This is a genomic window from Rhodococcus sp. NPDC080181 (assembly GCF_040702225.1).
Taxonomy (GTDB): domain Bacteria; phylum Actinomycetota; class Actinomycetes; order Mycobacteriales; family Mycobacteriaceae; genus Rhodococcoides; species Rhodococcoides fascians.
Map to the genome: position 1 here is coordinate 92179 of NZ_JBFBKN010000005.1, position 19967 is coordinate 112145.

Here is a 19967-nt window from a genome sequence, read left to right on the forward strand (position 1 = left end):
CTCCCTCGGTTCGGCGGGCAGTCCTACACCCGACTTGAAGTGATGCTAACCCCACCTACATGCAGGCTATCGTGAGGATCACCTCACGTTCGGTGACCCACGCCGCAGGCTCCGCTCCCGCCCCTTTTCGGTCACTCCGCAGGCTCCGCTCCCGAACCGTTCTGTCATCTCACGCCGGTACTCTTGCCTCTCGTGACCCGGCACCTGCGCGACCTTCGTCTGATCGCGCTACTGGCGGTGATCGTCGTCCTGGCTGTCGTTGCGGTGTTCGCCCCGCATCCGAGCGTCGAGCAGATGCGCCAGTGGGGCACCTCGGTCGGTCCTGCGTTTCCGCTCGTGTTCTTCGCCGTCCATGCACTGGTGACCATTGCACCCATTCCCAGAACCCTGTTCACATTGAGCGCCGGAGTGCTGTTCGGGCCATTCACCGGTCTGGCGGTGACGATCGGTGCCTCTACGGTCAGCGCTGTCCTCGCCCTGCTGTTGGTTCGGGCGATCGGGCGAGAAGCCGTGGCGTCGCGGATGTCGCATTCGGCTCTCGACTCTGTCGACGAGAGCCTGCGCCGACGAGGGTGGCTCGCGGTCGGCTCTCTGCGATTGATCGCCCCGGTGCCTTTCTCTCTGGTGAACTACGCCTGCGGTGTGTCGGCGGTTCGACTCGTACCCTTCGCTCTGGCCACTGCCGCCGGCATGCTGCCCGGCACCCTCGGGATCGTGGTGATCGGTGGAGCAATCGGCGGGCAGACCCATCCCGCACTGCTGGTGCTGTCCGGGATCTGCATTGCGATCGGCGTGAGCGGGTTGTTCGTCGACTGGCGGTTGTCGCGGACTCGTGAGGCCGCGTCGGCACCGGAGAACAGGCGTCAGGGTGAGAACCTTGATTCGGGACAATCAAGCCTGGAAGCTTGACTTGATCCAATCAACGCTCTAGCCTTGTCGAATGTTCGTCATGACCGTCGACCAGCGTCGCAGCAGACGCGACATCGATCGCGTGCCCGATCTACTGGACCGCTATCGAGATTTCGATCTGATCCGCCCGTTCGAACGCACCGCAGGCGACGAGGTCCAGGCCGTCTGCGAGGACGCAGCAACCGTCGTCGCGATCGCCCTCGACCTGGTGGCGACGCCGCATTGGAGCGTGGGAATCGGCGTCGGTTCGGTCGAGCTTCCGTTACCCGACACGACGCGCGCCGGCCGGGGCCAGGCATTCGAGGCTGCCCGAGACGCCGTCACCAGAGCGAAGAACGCGCCTGCTGCGCTCGCCGTCACCGGACCCGAGCCGGAAGCGGCCGAGGACGCCGAAACCGCATCGACCTTGGTTGCCATACTCGTCGCTCGTCGCTCGGACCAGGGCCGAGAAGCGGTTGCGCTCATGGCAGAGGGAATGTCGCAGACCGACGCGGCCGAAAGGCTCGACATCAGCAAACAGGCTATGTCGCAACGACTTTCCGTCGCCGGCTGGCACGTCGAAAACGCCGGCCGCACCCTTGCCGCGAGGTTGTTGAACGCGGCGAACACGACAGGAAGCCACACGTCATGATCGTCGTCGCCCTCGTTCTACTGGCTCTGACGGCAGGTGTCGCCCTCGTCCCGGCCGGTGACCGCGTCAGGCTGTGGGTCCCCACCGCGGCTGCCTCGACTCTGCTCACCGCAGCCGCTGTGCTTGCCACGCTCGCCGGGCCGGCACACGGCGTCGGTCATGCAGTCGGAGTCGTCCTGAGCGTTGCCGTGGCCGCCGTCGGCGGCACCGCCGTGGTGCCGAGCGTCTTTCGCGTCGCCAGACGACAGAACGACTCGACCGACGACGAGCCGGTCGAGCCGCTGCGTGGAGGGTTGACGATAGGAATTCTCGAACGTGTTGCCGTTGCGGTATCCATTCTCACCGGCTGGCCCGAGGGAATCGCCATCGTACTGGCGGTCAAAGGACTTGCGCGCTACCCCGAACTGCGCGAATCCCACGCCTCCGAACAGTTCATCATCGGCACCTTCGCCAGCGTTCTGTGGGCACTGGCAGCAGCGGGCGTGGGATTCGCGATCAATTCGTGATCAGCGCGCTTCCGGTTCTGCCTCGGGAGATGCCGACAGGGCACCGATATCCAGACCCTTGGACAGCTCCGGAGATGCGGCCAACGACGTGTCCACCGGCTTACGGGCCACCGCCTCGGCGGCCTTGACGGCTTCGGCGACAGCCGGATCGGTCTTTGTCTCGAACCACTCCGCAACCTCGTCCGAGTCGTCCTCGGGCTTCGGCTCGTTGCCCGCGGACTCGTTGGGCTCGTATCGGAACACCCCGTCCTCGCCTGGGGCTCCGAGGGTCTTGGCGAACCCTTTGAGAGCGTCGCCGAAATCGCTCGGGATCATCCACACCTTGTTCGCGTCGCCCTGCGCCATCTGAGGCAACGTCTGCATGTACTGGTAGGCCAACAGTTCTGGAGTGGGCTTACCGGCCTTGATGGCACCGAAGACCTTCTCGATGGCCTTCGCCTGCCCCTGAGCCTCGAGGTACTTCGCGGCGCGATCACCCTGAGCCCGCAGAATTCTGGACTGACGCTCACCCTCGGCAGTGAGGATGGCCGCCTGCTTACCGCCCTCGGCTGCGAGGATTCGGCTCTGCTTGTCGCCCTCGGCTGTCTTGATCGCCGATTCACGGTGCCCCTCGGCCGTGAGAATGGTCGCGCGCTTCTCGCGGTCGGCCTTCATCTGCTTCTCCATCGATTCCTGAATCGAGGGTGGCGGATCGATGCTCTTGAGCTCGACGCGGGCGACTCGAAGACCCCACCGACCGGTGGCCTCGTCCAGCACCACTCGGAGCTGACCGTTGATCGAATCACGGGACGTCAGAGTCTCTTCCAACGTCATTCCGCCGACGACGTTACGCAGCGTGGTCGTGGTCAACTGCTCGACACCGACGATGTAGTTGTTGATCTCGTACACGGCCGACTGTGCATTGGTCACCTGAAAATAGACGACGGTGTCGATCGACACCGTCAGGTTGTCCTTGGTGATGACCGGCTGCGGCGGGAACGAGACGACCCGTTCTCGCAGATCGACTTTCGCACGGATGCGATCGACGAACGGGACGAGGAACGTGAGCTGACCGGACACGGTACGCGTGTACCGACCGAGTCTTTCGATCACTGCTGCCTCGGCTTGCGGGACGATCGAGATGGACTTGGCCATCAACACGGCGACGAACGCAACGATGACGGCCAGTGCTATGAGTGCTTCCACTGGCTTTACGGTCCCTTCCATACGACGGCGGTGGCACCGTCGATTTCCATCACGGTCACGGTGGTACCGGGGGCGTAGACCTCTGTCTCGTCCAACGGACGCGCGGTCCACACCTCGCCACCGAGTTTGATCTGGCCTTCGTGCGCAGTGACCTGTTCGAGCACGACTGCACTCTTACCGGTGAGAGCCGCAACCCCCATCGGGGTGTCCGGCGGATGTGCGAAGCGCCGCAACAAGATCGGACGCAGACCCAGAACCAACGCCAACGACAACACGCCGAAAACGATTGCGTCTGCCCATACCGGGAAGTCGGTCAACGCCGACACCCCGGCGGTACCGAGCGCACCGCCGGCGATCATCAGTAGGAAGAAGTCCCCCGTCAGTGCTTCGGCACCGGCAAGCACAACCGCCGCTATGAGCCACAAGATCGCTGCCACAAGCTCCATCCTGGCACGAATCGGACATCCGCCGACGGATCAGCTGGTCGTAACAGCTACTCGGTGACGAAATCGACCAACTGTTCGACGGCACCGATCAGTGGAGCCTCCAGATCTCGGAAGCTCGACACCGACGAGTACACCCGCCGCCATCCTTCTTGCGGAGTTCCCCAGCCCAGCTCTCGACAGATTCCGGTCTTCCAGTCCTGACCGCGCGGAATCTTCGGCCACGCCGCAATGCCGACCGCCGACGGCTTGACGGCCTCCCACACGTCGATGAACGGATGGCCGGTGACGAGAACGTGTTCGCCCAACGATCTGGTCATCTTCGATTCCTTGGACCCGGTCACCAGGTGGTCGACCAGGACCCCGACGCGACGGCCCGGGCCGGGGCCGAAATCGGCCAACCGCTCCCCCAGATTGTCCAGGCCCTCGAGATGTTCGACGACCACGCCCTCCACTCGAAGGTCGTGTCCCCACACGCTTTCCACCAGGGCCGCGTCGTGCACACCCTCGACCCAGATACGGCTGGCACGAGCCGTCCGGGCTCGCAGGCCCTCGACCTTGGTGGATCCGGACGCCGATCTGGTCGGTTTGGCCGCGGTCGCGGGCTTCGGGCGGACCAGCGTCACCCGGCGGCCGTCGATCAGAAATGCGGCCTCGCGCAGGGCGAACAGTCGCGTCGTTCGGGCGCCGTCCTCGAGTCGGACGAAATCTCCGTCGTATGTGCGCTCGAAGCCGACCACAGCACCGCAATAACCCGAACCTGCGTCCTCGACCACCATGCCGCGCTCGGCCGGCACCTCCGGTGCCGGAACCTTCCGCATGCGACTGTGCCCTTTGAGAATGTCTCCGCCGTACATGTCGTTCACGGCGACCAACGCTAGCGATACCGGCGTCCCGAGCACGGTTCGCCACGCCGACCTATGCTCGTGAGTCGTGTGTTCTCCGAGTGCAAGTCTTGCCCTGTGGGCCGGTTCCTGGCTGGCCGGTGCCGGTTCGCCGGACGACGTCATCGACGCGATGTCCGAGTGGGCACCGATGCATCTGGTCGGTGCCGGTGACAACGAAGCAGCAACGACGTACGGGCTGCGCTTTCCGGGCTACGCAGAGGGCATCGCCGGGGCGCTCGCCGCGGTCCGAACCGCCGCGAACGCAGGACCCTCACCCGCAGCCGGGGAGGAACGGATACGTCTGGTGCTGCCCGCAGCGGGTGCGGTGGCCGAACTGCCGGCCCGGACAGAATTCTCTCGTGCAGCGATCGGTGCCGAGCAGGCGGTGATGATCGGTACCCCGGGCTCCGCCGGAATCGGGGTGGTACCCGTCGTCGAGGGCCCCGACGTGCTGCGCTGGACCGTGTATTCGATCGACGTTCCCTCTCACGCCCACCGAGATCGAGGTCTCGGTGAGGCCGAGTACGAGATGCGCGAGGCCGTGCGCGGCGCGGCGGATGCACTCGCACAGATGCAATCGCTCCCCACCCGCACTCTCGAGGCCGACCCGCGCACTCGCATCGCCGAGCTGATCGCCGACGCTGCACGGCACCGCTATCCCCCCGAGATGTCCGAACGCGCCTTCCGAGTGCTCGAATCGGCCGATCGGGTCGCGGCCATCCTCACCGTCGCCGCCGGATCGGCTCCCTCGGAGGCACCGACTGCTGCCGCAGCGGCCGCCCGAGAAGAACTCGTCCGGCCGCTGTGGGCCGCCGTGCGCACGGCCCGGACCATCGCCGTGGCGACGAGCATCGGTGCCTCGATGCAGTCGGCCCGATGACCGACAGGACCGACACGTAGCGGTCCTGTCGGGGCTGGGCCGCGAGACAGGCAAGAGGCCACCCGTCAGGCAGGAGCCGCCAGTCAGGCAGGTGCCGTCGCAGTCCGCGATGGACGCGTCGGCTGCTCGCAACATCCGACGGCACATCGATTGCCGTCGAGGGTGGATCCGTAGCCGGGAACGCTGCCGAGTCCTCGGCACGTCCCGCCGACGCGATACTCGTCCACCAGCTCCCTGATCATCTTCGGGAATCGAGCATCGGAACCGGGCGTACCCGCGCGAGCGAACGCCATCCCGAGTTCACGGGCCTTCTCCTCGGCTTCGGTGTCGAGATCCCACACCACTTCGAGGTGGTCGGACACGAAACCGATCGGGCACACGATCACCGCGTCGACGGACTTCTCGGACAGTGCTTCGAGATGATCGCAGATGTCGGGGTCGAGCCACGGAACCTGCGGTGGTCCGGAACGAGACTGCCACACCAGATCGTATTCGGTGCTGCCGGATGCGGCCGCGACCAGACGCGACGCCTCCGCAACCTGCCGGCTGTACAGATGGCCACCATCCGCGGGTGGGCCTGCATTGGCGTCGGCTGCCGACGGAATGGAATGCGCAGTGAACACCAGCCGCGCTCCTGCCCGATGCTCCTCTGGCAGAGACCTGCGCGCGGCATCGACGGCCTCGGCGAACGCCTCGACCATCAACGGGTGGTCGTAGTACTGACGGATCTTGAGCAAATGCGGGGCGTCGTCCCCCACCGATGCACGGGCCCTGGCGATGTCCTCGTGGTACTGCCTGCACCCGGAATACCCGCCCCACGCGGAAGTCGGGAAGACGAGCGCGGAGCGGACGCCGTCCGCCTTCATCGTCGCAACGGTGTCCTCGACCATCGGATGCCAATTGCGATTACCGAAGTAGATCGGCAATTCGATTCCGGCCGAATCGAACTCGGCCTGCAGTGCGGCGATGATGTCGCGATTGAGTTCGTTGATCGGTGACACGCCACCGAAGTGCATGTAGTGCTCGACGACGGCGTCGAGACGCTCGGGCGGCACACCACGTCCGCGAGTGACGTTCTCGAGAAACGGGCGAACGTCGGCGGGCTTTTCCGGTCCGCCGAACGAGAGCACCAACAGTGCGTCGAAATCTCCAGGGGTGGTCATGAATCCATTGTGCCCCTGTCGCAGCAGGGCTGCGGCAGGGGCACAATCGGTCGACGAAACCTACGGTGAGCGAGCCCACGTCGGACTCCGCTCACCGACGTGTCACATGTTTTCGGGCAGGTACGTGTTGTGGCTCGCTCCGCCGTCGACGTACACGATCGACCCGGTGGTTCCGGGCAGCCAATCCGACAGCAACGCGACGATCGACTTGGCGACGACGGTCGGATCGTTGACGTCCCATCCAATGGGAGCGGCGCCGTCCCAGTACACGTTCAGCTGGTCCATCTTGGCCGCATCGCCGGTCGCGGTGCCCGCAATCGCCTTGGCGGCAAGAGTCCTGATCGGTCCTGCTGCAACGAGATTGGAGCGGATACGCTTGGCTGCGCCCACTTCCCGTGCCACGTAACGATTCACCGACTCGAGAGCAGCCTTGGCCACGCCCATCCAGTTGTAGTACGGCATCGACGTCCGCGGATCGAAGTCCATTCCGACGATCGAGCCACCCTCGTTCATGACCGGGAGCACGGCACGCGCGAGAGATGCGTAGCTCCACGCCGAGATCTCGAATGCCCTCGCCGCGTCGGGGCCGGGGCCGTCGAGGAACGGCTTGGCATCCGGGCCCATCAGGGTGCGAGGTGCGAATGCGATGGAGTGCAGAACTCCGTCGATACCCTCCGGCGCTACTTCACGAATTCGGTCCGCCAGCGCGGCGAGGTGCTCCTCGTTGGTGGCGTCGAGCTCGATCGCCGGGGGCACCTCCTTGGGCAGCCGCTGCGCGATGCGGTCGATGAGCCGCAGCCGATCGAACCCGGTGATGATCACCTTGGCACCCTGCTCCTGCGCCATGGCCGCGGCGTGGAACGCGATCGACGCGTCGGTGATGATGCCGGTGATGAGAATGGTCTTGCCTTCGAGCAATCCGCCCATAATGCTACGTCCTTAATTCGGAGGTGAGTATCTATCGAAATCGTTGTGCGAGAGGGTTTCTCAGTGCCCCATGCCCATGCCGCCGTCGACGGGAATGACAGCACCGGACACGTACGACGAGTCCGGACCCGCAAGGAAACTCACGACTGCTGCAACGTCCTCGGGCTGACCGAGACGCTGAAGTGGAATGTATTCCTTCGCCTTGCCGCGCAAGTCGTCCGACAACTCTGCGGTCATGTCGGTTTCGATGAATCCCGGTGAGACGACGTTCGCCGTGATGGACCGCGAACCCAACTCCCTCGTGATCGACCGGGCCATGCCGATGACTCCGGCCTTGGACGCCGCGTAATTGATCTGCCCCGGCCCGCCGGCCATCGCGACAACGGAACTGAGGAAGATCATCCGACCCCAGCGCGCGCGCAGCATGGCCCGGTTGGCGCGCTTGGCGACTCGGAAGGCTCCGGTCAGGTTCGCATCGATGACCCGCTGGAACTGCTCCTCGGTCATACGCATCAGCAGGGTGTCGTCGGTGATGCCCGCGTTGGCGACGAGTACCTCGACGGGTCCGTGCTTCTCCTCGACCTCCTTGAAGGCCGCGTCGACCGAATCGGAGTCGGTGACGTCGCAGACGACCCCGAGCAATCCGTCGGGTGCCCCGGATCCGCGGTGGGTGACGGCCACCTTGTGCCCGTCGGCACTGAGCCGTTGGGCGATGGCCAGACCGATACCCCGGTTACCTCCGGTGACGAGTACCGATCGCGCGATGAAGTCAGGTGTGGACATGCCTAGCAACCTATCTGTTCGTCCTGGAATGACAAAGCGAAACTTACTGGTGAGTAATAACAGCGATCACGGCAATCGTTGCCGCATCACCAACGCCGAACCGAGCCCGGCGGAGATGCACAGGACACCGAGGATCAACCAGGGTCGCGATGCGTCCCCGCGGGTGATCTCGAAGCCGATCTGCTCCTCCAGGGTGTCGTAGACGTCTCGGAGGCCCTCGAGCGAGGAAGCCGTGAAGAAACTCCCTCCGGACAGAGTCGCGATCTCGCGCAACGACGGGTCGTCGACCGGAACGGGCACGCGCTCGACCCCGCCTCCACCTTCGTCTTCGATCTCGACCGACCCGTAGCTGGTGCCGAACGAGATCGTCGAGATCGGCACTCCCTTGTCCTTGGCTGCGCGCGCTGCGGTGTAGCCGCCTCGTGGATCGTCGAGGTTCTGGGGAACGGTTTGCTTACCGTCGGAGAGCAGCACGATGCGGGCCGGCGGTGCCGCGTCGCCACCCCCGAGGATCGCGCCGAGAGTGTCGATCGACTGCAGCGAGGTGAAGATTGCTTCACCGGTGGCCGTACGCTCGCTGAGCTGCAGTTTGTCGATTGCCGACTTGGTGGCGTCGCGGTTGGCCGTGGGTGAGACCAATACCGAGGCAGTGCCGGCGAATGCGACGAGACCGAGGTTGATGCCGGGTGTGAGGCCATCGGCGAACGACTTCGCTGCTTCTTGGGCCGCAGCCAGCCGAGTGGGTTCGACGTCCGTCGCTTCCATGGACAGCGACACATCGATGACGAGCATGACCGTCGCGCGGTTGCGTGGAACACGTTGATCGGCAGTGGGGCCTGCCAACGCGACGGTCAGGAACATCAGCCCGACCAGTACCAGTGCGGTCGGGAGATGACGCAGACGATTGGGCCGGTTCGGCGCGACCGACTCGAGCAACTCCATGTTGGAGAAACGCAGCACGTGCTTCTGCTTGCGGCGTTGAATCCAGACGTACCCCGCCGTCAGGGCGAGGACGACGACGAGAAACGCAAGCCACCACGGCGCAGAGAAATCGGTGAGGCTCATCGCGAACCTGCCCTCGCGGTATTGGTGAAACCGGAGCCGATGGTGTGCCTGCGAGCAGTGACGAAGCGGACGACATCGGCGATCCAGTCACCGTCGGTGCGCAGAGTCAAACGCGGTGCCCCGCATCGGCGCAACGCTTTCTCCACGTCGTCGCGGTGTGCTGCGGCTGCTCGCGCGAAGTCGGCGCGGAGCCTGGGCGTCGCGGCGAACTCCCGAGTGCGGCCGGACTCCGGGTCGTGCAGAACCACGTCTCCCACATCCGGAAGTTCGAGGTCTCGCGGATCGAGTACCTCGACGGCCAGTACGTCGTGTCTGGCAGAGATCGCCCGCAGTGATCGCTCCCAGTCGATCGGGCCGAGGAAGTCGCTGATCACCACGGCCAGACCGCGACGGCGTTCGGGACGCCGCAGCGCCTCGACGGCATCGCGAAGATCTCCTCGGACGCCATCCGCGGCGGACGGTGTCGTAGCGATCGTCCGCAGCATCGACTGGCTGTGTACCCGCCCACCGCGCGCCGGGATTCGCGTCGTCGTCGCGCCGGTGGCCACGACAGCTCCGATGCGATTACCACCGCCGCCGGTCAGGTGGGTGATGGCAGCCGAGGCCGCGACCGCGAGATCGCGCTTCTCGCACCCCGCGGTTCCGAAGTCGAGGCTGGCCGACAGATCGACGACAAGCCACGTTTCCAGTTCGCGATCGGCCACCGACTGCCGCACGTGTGGGTGTGTCGTCCGGGCAGTGACCGACCAGTCCATCTGCCGAACGTCGTCACCGGGCTGATACTCGCGCGCGTCCCCCGGTTCGGATCCCGGGCCGGGTATCAGGCCGAGGTGGTCGCCGTGTAGAACGCCGTCGAGACGCCTCCGCACCGTTATCTCGAGCGTGCGCAGCGCAGCGGCCAACTTCGGATCACGCAGTTCGCCGGACCGAAACGACGGCGGACGTGAGACCGCACCTCGGCCGGCACTGTCGGCTGCGCTCACTGACCCGGCGAACCGGTCGACGATGCATCACCCGACGGCTTGTGCAGCGACGGAGCGGGTTCGCCGGCCGGACCGCCCGGTGGGCGCTGCTCGGGTCCGGGCTGGGGTGCCGAGCCGGGCCCTTGCCCGGGGAACTGCGGCTGACCCGGGTACTGCCCCTGGGTCGGGCTCTGTCCCTGCCCCGGATTCTGTCCCTGCCCCGGGTACTGCCCCTGGGCCGGATACGGTCCCTGAGCCGGATACTGCGGCCCCGCTCCCGGGAACTGCGGTGTGCCCTGTTGACCACCGAAGGGCTGACCGGGTGCGGTGCCGTTGTCCTGCGACATCGGAACCGCCTGCGGCGACACCTGCGGTAGTCCGACGGTCTGCAGAATGCGGGAGATCACGGTCTCGGGCGTCACTTCGTCGGCGAGGGCATCGTAGGAGAGCACCAGCCGATGCCGGAGCACGTCGGGAATCACCTCGAGCACGTCCTGAGGAACGACGTAGTCGCGGCCTCGCAGCAGGGCGAGGGCGCGGGACGCAGCGATGATGCCGAGGGTCGCACGCGGGGAGGCCCCGTATGCGATCCAGCTGCCGACATCGTCCAACCCGAACTGTTCGGGCGTGCGGGTGGCGGCGATGACCCGAACCACGTAGTCGACGAGCGCGTGGTGCACGAACACCGAACTGGCCAGGTTCTGCAGACGGACCAACTCGACAGGGTCGAGTATCTGCTTGGGCTCGGGGGCCTTGATCCCCATGCGGTAGACGATCTCGCGTTCTTCTTCCACCGTCGGATAGTCGACGACGATTTTGAACAGGAAGCGGTCGCGCTGGGCTTCCGGGAGCGGGTACACGCCTTCGTTCTCGATGGGGTTCTGCGTCGCCATCACCAGGAACGGATCGGGCATGGGGAACGTCCTGCCACCGATGGTCACGTGCCGCTCGGCCATGACTTCGAGCAGCGCCGACTGGACCTTCGCCGGTGCTCGGTTGATCTCGTCGGCAAGGACGAAGTTCGCGACGACCGGGCCGAGTTCGGTGTCGAACTCTTCGCGGCCCTGACGGTAGATGCGGGTTCCGACCAGGTCGGTGGGTACCAGGTCCGGGGTGAACTGGACGCGGGAGAACGAGCCACCGACAACGCGGGCGAACGTCTCCACTGCGAGGGTCTTCGCCACGCCGGGAACGCCTTCCAGCAGCACGTGCCCACGGGCCAACAAGCCGACCAGAATGCGCTCGACCAGACGATCCTGACCGACGATCACCCTTTTGACCTCGTACACGGCCTTCTCGAGAAGCCGAACGTCGTCGGCGAGATCGGGACTGTCCACCCGCTCCGGCTCCCCACCCTGCGGATTCGGACTCGAAGACCCGATCTGTGTCGGCTCCTCGTCGTTCGAAATCCGGCCGTCACGTGATGTCACCAAGAATTCACCGCTTTCAGTCGATCATCGTCGGGCACGTTCCATACCGCCGAGATCAACTATTCCAGGTGATGCTCGCGCGCGCCGAAACCCACCCCTGACCCGCGCGCCGGAGTGGAGCCTGCGGAACGACGCAGAAGTACCGAACAGCGACCTCGGGAGCGACAGCGAGCTCAGGACACCATGCGCACGGCGTACGGCGTCATACCGCTGTATCTGACGTCGGAGACCTTGACCACCGATCCGGATTGCGGAGCCTCGAGCATCTTCCCGTCGCCGAGGTAGAGCGCGACGTGCTGACTGGCGTTCGGTCCGTAGAAGATCATGTCGCCACGCTTCATCTGCGACGACGGAACCTGCTTGCCTGCCGTGTACTGGTAGCCGGTGTAGTGGGGCAGAGAGATGCCCAGACCTGCGAATGCGTAGATCATGAGGCCGGAGCAGTCGAAGCCGACCTTGTTGTAGTCGCCGTAACTGTCTGCGACTCCGCCGTCTCGGATTCCCTTGGTCGGCCCGTTCTCGTCGCCGCCGCCCCAGGAATACGGAACACCGAGCTGGCTCATCCCGCGGTCGATCGCCAATTCCACGGCAGCACTGCCCGTGACCGACGGTGTGGTCGAGGGCTTGGGCTTGCTGGGTGTGGGCTTGCTGGGTGTGGGCTGGGTCGGAGTCGTGGTTCCGCTCGAACTGTCGGAGTCGGTAAACGAACTCGAGTCGTCGTCGACATCGACGTGCGAGCGTTGGCCCTCGGCGATCGCAGCGGCTCGCTGTTGTGCGGCCAGGTTGGCCGACACCCGGGCCGCCGCCTGAACCGCGGCCTCGCGAGCGGCAGCTGCGGCTGCTGCTATTGCTGCGTCCTCTGCTGCCTTCTGCGCCTCCCAGTCGCTGTATGCGGCTCGTTGACCCTGGAGGCCGGCCACATTGCTGCGGGCTGCGTCGAGCTCGGTCTGAGCGGCGTCTCGCTGGGACTCGATGGCGGCTTTCTGATCGGCCTCGGCTTGCAACGCTGCCTGCGCTGCAGCGATGGCCTGCTCGGCCTCGGCTTTCTTCGATTCGGCTTCGGACGCTGCCGCGTCCGCCTGCTGCTTGGATTCGCGGGCGGCCGAGTCCCGGTTCGCCTGCTCGGTCCGGGCCCGCTGGAGGCTGTCGAGCACGGCATTCTGGCTGTTGGACAGCACCTTCAGGACCTGGGCGCGGTCGAGAACGTCGTCCGGTCCGCTCGAACCGAGGAACGACGCCATCGAGGCGACGCCCGAGCCCTGGGTGTAGCTCGATTTGGCGAATTCGTCGAACTTGCGCTGGGCTGCCTGAATCTGTGTGCCTGCATCGGCGAGCGCCTGCTGCGCTGCTCCCACGACTGCTGCGGCCACGTCAGCGGCGTCCCGGGCGTTCTGCAGGTCGACCAGGGCTTTGTTGACGCCTTCTCGCTTCACGGCAACCTCGTCGTCGAGCTGTGCGAGTTGCTGGTTGGCGGATGCGATCGCGTCGATCAGCTGTCCGACCTGCCCCAGGCGTGAGTCGACGGCGCTGCCGGCCGCGGCGATGTCGGTATCGGACGGGTTGGGCGGGGGTGGCGGTACCGCGGCGGCGACTCCGGGCATGGTCGCGGTCAGCGCGAGAACCAGACCGGCACCTGCCAGTACGAATCGGGTACGGACGAGCGCTCTGCGGCGCGTGCCGCGAACTGGACGTCGGCTCACAAATGTCTCCCTCGGGTCCGGCATTCACTCGGGTCCCGAGAGGACCGTCGTGCCGTCGAGGCGTTCCCCGTTCCCACCCCGATCGCAGGTGACGGTGAACATGTTCGCCGGGCGGGAAAGTGGCGCGCAGCGACACGACAGGTGCGAACCACGTCAGTCACACCCGAAGCAGTGGCCTCCCGAGTTCCCCACGGATGACACCTGCCTTCTGCGACACTCCTTCCCCAGCAGTGCCAATGGCACCGTACGACACTTCGCACACTAAAGAAACTCCAGTCACAAATGACACATTTGTAATTCCACCAGGCACAATGCCGTGAACTCGGTGTTTGCCCGAAACAATTTTTCGGACTTTTTCCGGACCGCCGTCCGGTGGCGCGATCACGCGTCGGTGTCGGTCGGTCGAATGACGAATGTGCGCGCTACGTCAGCGCTCGACGGGCTGCGCTTCGTGCGGGTCGGCAGTGGCCGACCGCGCGCGGTATCGCCGGACCTTCACAGCGGCTGTCAACGCGGCTACCGCGGCGACGATCACCACCAGCCCACCCGTCAGCAAGCCCCACGGAGTCTGGTCCTCGACGAGGGTGTCGACGAAGTTGTCGGCGGCGACGACGTGATTTCCGGTGTAGGTGCGATCCTGCCCGGCTTCGAGTGTCACTCGGCTGATCGAGTCGCTGAAGGTTCCGACCTGCCCCGGGCTCAGCACCAACACCGTTCCGCCCTCGCGGGCACCGACCGCAGTGGCGAGGTCGCGTAGCTGCGAATCGTGGCGCGGTTCGTCGGGGACGATCACGATGCTCAGATCGATTCCGTGGTCCTCGGCTCGGTTCACGGCGGCCGTCAGTCCGTCCTGCTCGCCCGCAGGAGCGCTGACTCCCGACTCGCGGACCGTGGCGACGATGCTGTCGACGTCCAGACCTGCCGGGATATCGGTGGCAAGTGGGGAAACAGCGTGGATCGGCTCAGTCATCTCTCGTCCAGTCGGTAGGAACCAGTCGCGTGGAACCCTACGTCACGGTGCCGTGGATTCTCGGGAGGCAGGTATGCCCGACGCGGCAACTGAGGCCGCCCTTCATTGCGTCGCACGAAGCACTACGTGAGGATTGTGACGTGGGTCGTTCTCTCGGTGTCCACCGCGAAACGGACCCGCACGTTTTCACAGGACAAGCGTACTGTTAGACTTCCATCGAGACACTGCCCGAGGGTCCGCAAGCAATCCGCACGCCGGATGCCATGCCGAGACACACGGTCAGCGCCTCGCTTCAACCGTCGACACAGCCCCGTCGGCGGTGTGCCTCATAGACGAGTGGAGCTGAAGTGACCGCAAGTAACAATTCATTCGGTGCAAAGGGCACCCTCGAAGTCGGAGAGAACTCGTACGAGATCTTTCGGCTGTCGGCCTTGCCCGGTGCCGAGAAACTGCCCTATGCACTGAAGGTCCTCGCGGAGAACCTCCTTCGCACCGAGGACGGTGCCAACATCACCGCCGACCATATTCGCTCGATCGCGTCGTGGGATCCCTCGGCCGACCCGAGTATCGAAATCCAGTTCACCCCTGCACGAGTCATCATGCAGGACTTCACCGGCGTTCCGTGTGTCGTGGACCTCGCCACCATGCGTGAGGCCGTGACCACCCTCGGCGGCGACCCCAACAAGGTCAACCCCCTCTCCCCCGCCGACATGGTCATCGACCACTCGGTCATCCTCGACGTGTTCGGCCGCGCCGATGCACTCGAGCGCAACGTCGACCTCGAGTACGAGCGCAACGGCGAGCGTTACCAGTTCCTGCGTTGGGGCCAGGGCGCCTTCGACGACTTCAAGGTCGTCCCGCCCGGCATGGGCATCGTGCACCAGGTCAACATCGAGTACCTCGCACCGACCGTCATGACCCGCAAGGGCCAGGCGTACCCCGACACCTGCGTCGGAACCGACTCGCACACGACGATGGTCAACGGCCTCGGCGTGCTCGGCTGGGGCGTCGGCGGAATCGAAGCCGAAGCTGCCATGCTCGGCCAGCCCGTGTCGATGCTGATCCCGCGTGTCGTCGGCTTCAAGCTCTCGGGCGAGATTCAGCCGGGCGTCACGGCCACCGACGTCGTTCTGACCGCCACCGAGATGCTGCGCAAGCACGGCGTCGTCGGAAAGTTCGTGGAGTTCTACGGCGAAGGTGTGGCCGAGGTTCCCCTCGCCAACCGCGCCACCCTCGGCAACATGAGCCCCGAATTCGGCTCCACCGCAGCCATTTTCCCGATCGACGAAGAGACGATCAACTACCTGCGCCTCACCGGCCGCAGCGACGAGCAGCTCGCTCTCGTCGAGGCGTACGCCAAGGAACAGGGCATGTGGCACGACCCGAAGAACGAAGCCGTGTACTCCGAGTACATCGAGCTCGACCTCAACACGGTCGTCCCGTCCATCGCAGGCCCGAAGCGCCCGCAGGACCGAATCCTGTTGTCGGAGTCCAAGGTTGCGTTCCGCAAGGACATCCACAACTACGTGGAGGAGAACCACCCGGCGCACGAGGGTGACAGCAAGCTGGACGAGGCCCTCAACGAGTCGTTCCCGGCCAGCGATCCCGCGTCGCTGAGCTTCGCGGAAGACGATGCAGTCGACGTGCGGTCCGCCGCATACGGCTCCGAAGGTCGCCCGAGCAAGCCGGTTCGTGTCATCACCGACGAAGCAGGCGAATTCGTTCTCGACCATGGCGCCGTCGTGGTGGCAGGTATCACCTCCTGCACCAACACCTCCAACCCGTCGGTCATGCTGGGCGCAGCACTGCTCGCTCGCAACGCCGTCGAAAAGGGTCTGTCCACCAAGCCGTGGGTCAAGACCAACATGGCACCCGGTTCGCAGGTCGTGACCGACTACTACGAGAAGGCCGGCCTGTGGCCGTACCTCGAGAAGCTCGGCTACTTCCTGGGTGGCTACGGCTGCACCACGTGCATCGGTAACACGGGCCCGTTGCTCGAGCCGATCTCGAAGGCGATCAACGACAACGATCTTTCGGTGACCGCTGTGCTGTCGGGCAACCGCAACTTCGAGGGTCGCATCTCCCCCGACGTCAAGATGAACTACCTGGCGTCTCCGCCGCTGGTCATCGCTTACGGCCTCGCGGGCACGATGGACTTCGACTTCGAGACCGACGCGCTCGGTAACGACCACGAGGGCAACCCGGTGTACCTCAAGGACATCTGGCCGTCGTCGCAGGAGATCGAGGACACGATCAAGTCCTCGATCAGCCGGGACATGTTCAGCAAGTCCTACGAGACGATCTTCGCCGGTGACAGCCGCTGGCAGAACCTGTCGACCCCCGAGGGCGACACGTTCGAGTGGGATCCCAACTCGACGTACGTGCGGAAGCCTCCGTACTTCGACGGCATGACGATGGACCCGGCTCCGGTCGAGGACATCAAGGGTGCCCGCGTGCTGGCCCTGCTCGGCGATTCGGTCACCACCGACCACATCAGCCCGGCAGGACCCATCAAGGCCGGTACGCCTGCCGCTCAGTACCTCGATTCGCACGGCGTGGAGCGCAAGGATTACAACTCGCTCGGATCGCGTCGCGGCAACCACGAGGTCATGATTCGCGGAACGTTCGCGAACATCCGTCTGAAGAACCAGCTGCTCGACGACGTCTCGGGTGGCTACACCCGCGACTTCACCCAGGACGGTGGCCCGCAGTCGTTCATCTACGATGCGTCGCAGAACTACCAGAAGGCCGGCATCCCGCTGGTCGTGCTGGGCGGCAAGGAGTACGGCTCCGGAAGCTCCCGTGACTGGGCGGCCAAGGGCACCTCGCTCCTGGGCGTCAAGGCGGTCATCACCGAGTCGTTCGAGCGCATCCACCGCTCCAACCTCATCGGCATGGGCGTCGTTCCGCTGCAGTTCCCGGCAGGCGAGAGCGCAGCGTCGCTCAAGCTCGACGGCACCGAGACGTTCGACATCATCGGCGTCGAGAAGCTGAACGAGGGCACCACCCCGAAGACGATGGCGGTGACCGCGACCAAGGAAGACGGAACCAAGGTCGAGTTCGACGCCGTGGTCCGTATCGATACCCCCGGTGAAGCGGACTACTACCGCAACGGCGGAATCCTGCAGTACGTCCTGCGCAACATGATCAGAGGCTAGTCACACGGCACTGTAGACAGACGCCACGCACAGCGATGGGCCCGGAACTCGATACGTGTTTCGGGCCCATCGCCGTATCGGTACGGGCCCCTTCATCGGAAAGTAGGAGTTTCACACGTGCCCAAGGTCAGTGAAGACCACCTGGCGGCCCGCCGCAGCGAAATTCTCGACGGCGCGCGTAAATGCTTCGGAGAGTTCGGCTACGAGGGCGCGACCGTGCGACGCCTCGAGGAGGCGACGGGCCTCTCCCGCGGAGCCATCTTCCACCACTTCAAGGACAAGGACGGTCTCTTCCTCGCGTTGGCGCAGGAGGACGCCCGGCGCATGGCAGAAGTCGCTGCGACGCAGGGTCTGGTTCAGGTGATGCGAGACATGCTGGCTCAGCCGGAGCAGTTCGAGTGGCTCGGAACGCGGCTCGAGATCACCCGACGACTACGAACCGACGCCGACTTCCGAACCAGCTGGGCGGAGCGTTCGGCCGAACTGACCGATGCGACGCTCGGCCGACTCGAGCGCCAGAAGACGGCAGGAAAACTACGGGACGACGTGCCGAACGATGTTCTGGCCGACTACCTGGACCTCGTTCTCGACGGTCTGGTCGCCAGAATCGCGTCGGGCAACGGCGGGTCGAACCTGTCGGCCATTCTGGATCTGGTCGAAGAATCGGTGCGCAGGCGCGACCCTGGTCAGGCCAGCTGAATCAGTTCCAGGTAGTCCTGCGACCAGTGGTCCTCGGTGCCGTCGGGAAGGAGGATGACACGTTCTGGTGAGAGCGCCTCGGCGGCACCCGGATCGTGAGTCACCAGCACGACAGCACCTTTGTAACTGCGCAGTGCGTCGAGAACCTGCTCACGTGAGATCGGATCGAGGTTGTTGGTCGGTTCGTCGAGCAGCAGCACGTTCGCAGCCGAAGACACCAGTCCGGCCAGCGCCAGACGCGTCTTCTCACCGCCGGACAGTGTTCCTGCCGGCTGCTCGAGCTGGGGTCCGGTGAACATGAAGGCACCGAGTAGCGATCTGAGCTCCTGCTCGCCGGTGTCGGGTGCCGCATGCCGGATGTTCTCCCACACCGACGCCATGTCGTCGAGGGTGTCGTGCTCCTGGGCGAAGTAACCCACGCGCATGCCGTGGCCGGGTTCGATCTCTCCGGTGTCTGCCTTCTCGGTTCCGGCCAGAATGCGCAGCAGTGTCGTCTTACCGGCACCGTTGAGCCCGAGCACCACCACGCGGCTCCCCCGGTCGATCGCCAGATCGACGCCGGCAAAGATCTCCAGCGACCCGTACATCTTGGTCAGGTTCTTGGCCATCAACGGTGTCTTGCCGCAGGGAGCAGGCTCAGGGAAGCGAATGTGCGCAACCTTGTCCGATACGCGCTCCGCATCGAGGTTGGCCATCAGCTTGTCTGCGCGCTTCGCCATGTTCTGTGCCGCAACGGCTTTGGTTGCCTTGGCACCCATCTTGGCGGCCTGGACGCGCAGCGCACCCGCCTTCTTCTCCGCGTTCGCGCGTTCGCGACGGCGCCGTTGCTCGTCCGTGGCGCGTGCGTCGAGGTACTTCTTCCAGTTCATGTTGTAGATGTCGGCCTCACCGCGCACTGCATCGAGGAACCACACCCTGTTCACGACATCACCGAGCAGTTCGACATCGTGACTGATCACGATGAGTCCGCCCTCGTGGTTCTGCAGGAAACTGCGCAACCAGGTGATGGAATCGGCGTCGAGGTGGTTGGTGGGCTCGTCGAGCAGCAATGTGGTGTTCGAGCGTCCGCCACTGCCGTCGGACGCGGCGAACAGAATGCGAGCGAGTTCGACGCGTCGACGTTGACCGCCGGACAGGGTCCGCAGCGGTTGACCGAGGATGCGATCGGCCAAGCCGAGGCTGTTGCAGATGCGAGCCGCTTCGCTCTCGGCTTCGTAGCCGCCGAGGGACGCGAACCGCTCTTCCAGCTCGCCGTACTTACGGACGGCTTTGTCGAGCAATGTCTCGTCGGCAACCTCGGCCATCAGAGCCTGCTGCTTCTCCATACTGTGCAGGAGGGTGTCCAGCCCGCGGGCCGACAGCACCCGGTCCTTGGCCAGCACGTCCAGGTCGCCCTCTTTGGGATCCTGCGGGAGGTAGCCGAGATCTCCGGTGCGTACAACCTCGCCGGCATACGGTTCGCCCTCGCCCGCCAGGATGCGCAGCGTGGTGGTCTTTCCGGCACCGTTGCGGCCGACCAGCCCGATGCGGTCACCTGCCTGCACGCGGAGCGCGGGCCCCTCGGTGGACAGAAGGGTCCGCACACCGGCACGAACTTCGAGGTCGGTGGCGGTGATCACGCGTGAGCTCCTAGCGATTGCCGAACAAGATGAGTGCTCGTCGACCGACG

At 65.1% G+C, this 19967-nt stretch carries 18 protein-coding genes; 6 read left to right on the top strand and 12 right to left on the bottom strand.

Going from position 1 to position 19967, the window contains the following annotated elements; genetic code table 11:
* The first annotated feature begins 192 nt into the window (after positions 1-192).
* From AB0O58_RS07835 to AB0O58_RS07845, 3 genes are read left to right on the top strand one after another with little or no spacing between them, the layout of a single operon-like run.
* Positions 193-909: a TVP38/TMEM64 family protein gene (locus AB0O58_RS07835; RefSeq protein ID WP_032400764.1), complete on the top strand. Its 717-nt coding sequence runs from the start codon at positions 193-195 to the stop codon at positions 907-909.
* Between the two features lie 31 nt (positions 910-940).
* Positions 941-1540 (top strand): hypothetical protein, encoded by a 600-nt coding sequence (locus AB0O58_RS07840; RefSeq protein ID WP_206497537.1) that lies wholly within the window; start codon positions 941-943, stop codon positions 1538-1540.
* Positions 1537-2046 (top strand): hypothetical protein, encoded by a 510-nt coding sequence (locus tag AB0O58_RS07845; RefSeq protein WP_094715397.1) that lies wholly within the window; start codon positions 1537-1539, stop codon positions 2044-2046. Before AB0O58_RS07840 ends, AB0O58_RS07845 begins: the two co-directional genes overlap by 4 nt.
* Here the strand turns inward: AB0O58_RS07845 and AB0O58_RS07850 are convergent, their stop codons facing one another.
* From AB0O58_RS07850 to AB0O58_RS07860, 3 genes are read right to left on the bottom strand one after another with little or no spacing between them, the layout of a single operon-like run.
* Entirely contained in the window at positions 2047-3231 is a 1185-nt protein-coding gene (locus AB0O58_RS07850) for an SPFH domain-containing protein (protein ID WP_366238088.1), read from the bottom strand. It lies immediately after the preceding gene.
* A gap of 5 nt (positions 3232-3236) precedes the next feature.
* Positions 3237-3668, bottom strand: a complete 432-nt coding sequence (locus tag AB0O58_RS07855) for an NfeD family protein (RefSeq protein ID WP_027497041.1) — start codon at positions 3666-3668, stop codon at positions 3237-3239.
* A 56-nt stretch (positions 3669-3724) separates the two neighbouring features.
* A complete protein-coding gene (locus AB0O58_RS07860) occupies positions 3725-4531 on the bottom strand; it encodes a DUF3097 domain-containing protein (RefSeq protein WP_032365846.1) in 807 nt (268 codons plus the stop codon).
* 76 nt (positions 4532-4607) lie between these two features.
* Here AB0O58_RS07860 and AB0O58_RS07865 point away from each other — a divergent pair, with 76 nt between their 5' ends.
* Entirely contained in the window at positions 4608-5441 is an 834-nt protein-coding gene (locus tag AB0O58_RS07865) for a hypothetical protein (protein ID WP_027497039.1), read from the top strand.
* A gap of 83 nt (positions 5442-5524) precedes the next feature.
* Here AB0O58_RS07865 and AB0O58_RS07870 read toward each other — a convergent pair whose 3' ends face one another.
* The 8 genes from AB0O58_RS07870 to AB0O58_RS07905 all read right to left on the bottom strand — a co-directional run bounded on the left by AB0O58_RS07870 (position 5525) and on the right by AB0O58_RS07905 (position 14441).
* A complete protein-coding gene (locus tag AB0O58_RS07870) occupies positions 5525-6604 on the bottom strand; it encodes a ferrochelatase (protein WP_366238089.1) in 1080 nt (359 codons plus the stop codon).
* Positions 6605-6706: 102 nt separating this feature from the next.
* Positions 6707-7531, bottom strand: coding sequence for an NADH-dependent enoyl-ACP reductase InhA (gene inhA, locus AB0O58_RS07875; RefSeq protein ID WP_027497037.1), 825 nt, complete (start codon positions 7529-7531; stop codon positions 6707-6709).
* Positions 7532-7591: 60 nt separating this feature from the next.
* Positions 7592-8314 carry a 3-oxoacyl-ACP reductase FabG1 gene (fabG1, locus tag AB0O58_RS07880; RefSeq protein ID WP_032365773.1) on the bottom strand — a complete coding sequence of 241 codons (723 nt, stop codon included), beginning with the start codon at positions 8312-8314 and terminating at the stop codon, positions 7592-7594.
* A 66-nt stretch (positions 8315-8380) separates the two neighbouring features.
* Positions 8381-9379, bottom strand: coding sequence for a VWA domain-containing protein (locus AB0O58_RS07885; protein WP_027497035.1), 999 nt, complete (start codon positions 9377-9379; stop codon positions 8381-8383).
* Complete coding sequence (locus AB0O58_RS07890; RefSeq protein WP_032388402.1) at positions 9376-10362, bottom strand: DUF58 domain-containing protein; 987 nt, start codon at positions 10360-10362, stop codon at positions 9376-9378. Before AB0O58_RS07890 ends, AB0O58_RS07885 begins: the two co-directional genes overlap by 4 nt.
* Positions 10359-11678, bottom strand: a complete 1320-nt coding sequence (locus AB0O58_RS07895) for a MoxR family ATPase (RefSeq protein ID WP_032391432.1) — start codon at positions 11676-11678, stop codon at positions 10359-10361. The genes AB0O58_RS07890 and AB0O58_RS07895 overlap by 4 nt, the downstream gene beginning before the upstream one ends.
* Positions 11679-11944: 266 nt before the next feature.
* Positions 11945-13372 carry an NlpC/P60 family protein gene (locus AB0O58_RS07900; protein WP_366238121.1) on the bottom strand — a complete coding sequence of 476 codons (1428 nt, stop codon included), beginning with the start codon at positions 13370-13372 and terminating at the stop codon, positions 11945-11947.
* A gap of 526 nt (positions 13373-13898) precedes the next feature.
* Positions 13899-14441, bottom strand: coding sequence for a DUF6676 family protein (locus tag AB0O58_RS07905; protein ID WP_057474701.1), 543 nt, complete (start codon positions 14439-14441; stop codon positions 13899-13901).
* A 347-nt stretch (positions 14442-14788) separates the two neighbouring features.
* Here AB0O58_RS07905 and AB0O58_RS07910 point away from each other — a divergent pair, with 347 nt between their 5' ends.
* A complete protein-coding gene (locus AB0O58_RS07910; protein WP_027497032.1) occupies positions 14789-17599 on the top strand; it encodes an aconitate hydratase in 2811 nt (936 codons plus the stop codon).
* 117 nt (positions 17600-17716) lie between these two features.
* Complete coding sequence (locus AB0O58_RS07915) at positions 17717-18298, top strand: TetR/AcrR family transcriptional regulator (RefSeq protein ID WP_027497031.1); 582 nt, start codon at positions 17717-17719, stop codon at positions 18296-18298.
* Here AB0O58_RS07915 and AB0O58_RS07920 read toward each other — a convergent pair.
* Positions 18286-19917: an ABC-F family ATP-binding cassette domain-containing protein gene (locus AB0O58_RS07920; RefSeq protein ID WP_027497030.1), complete on the bottom strand. Its 1632-nt coding sequence runs from the start codon at positions 19915-19917 to the stop codon at positions 18286-18288. The genes AB0O58_RS07915 and AB0O58_RS07920 overlap by 13 nt on opposite strands.
* Positions 19918-19967 lie beyond the last annotated feature (50 nt).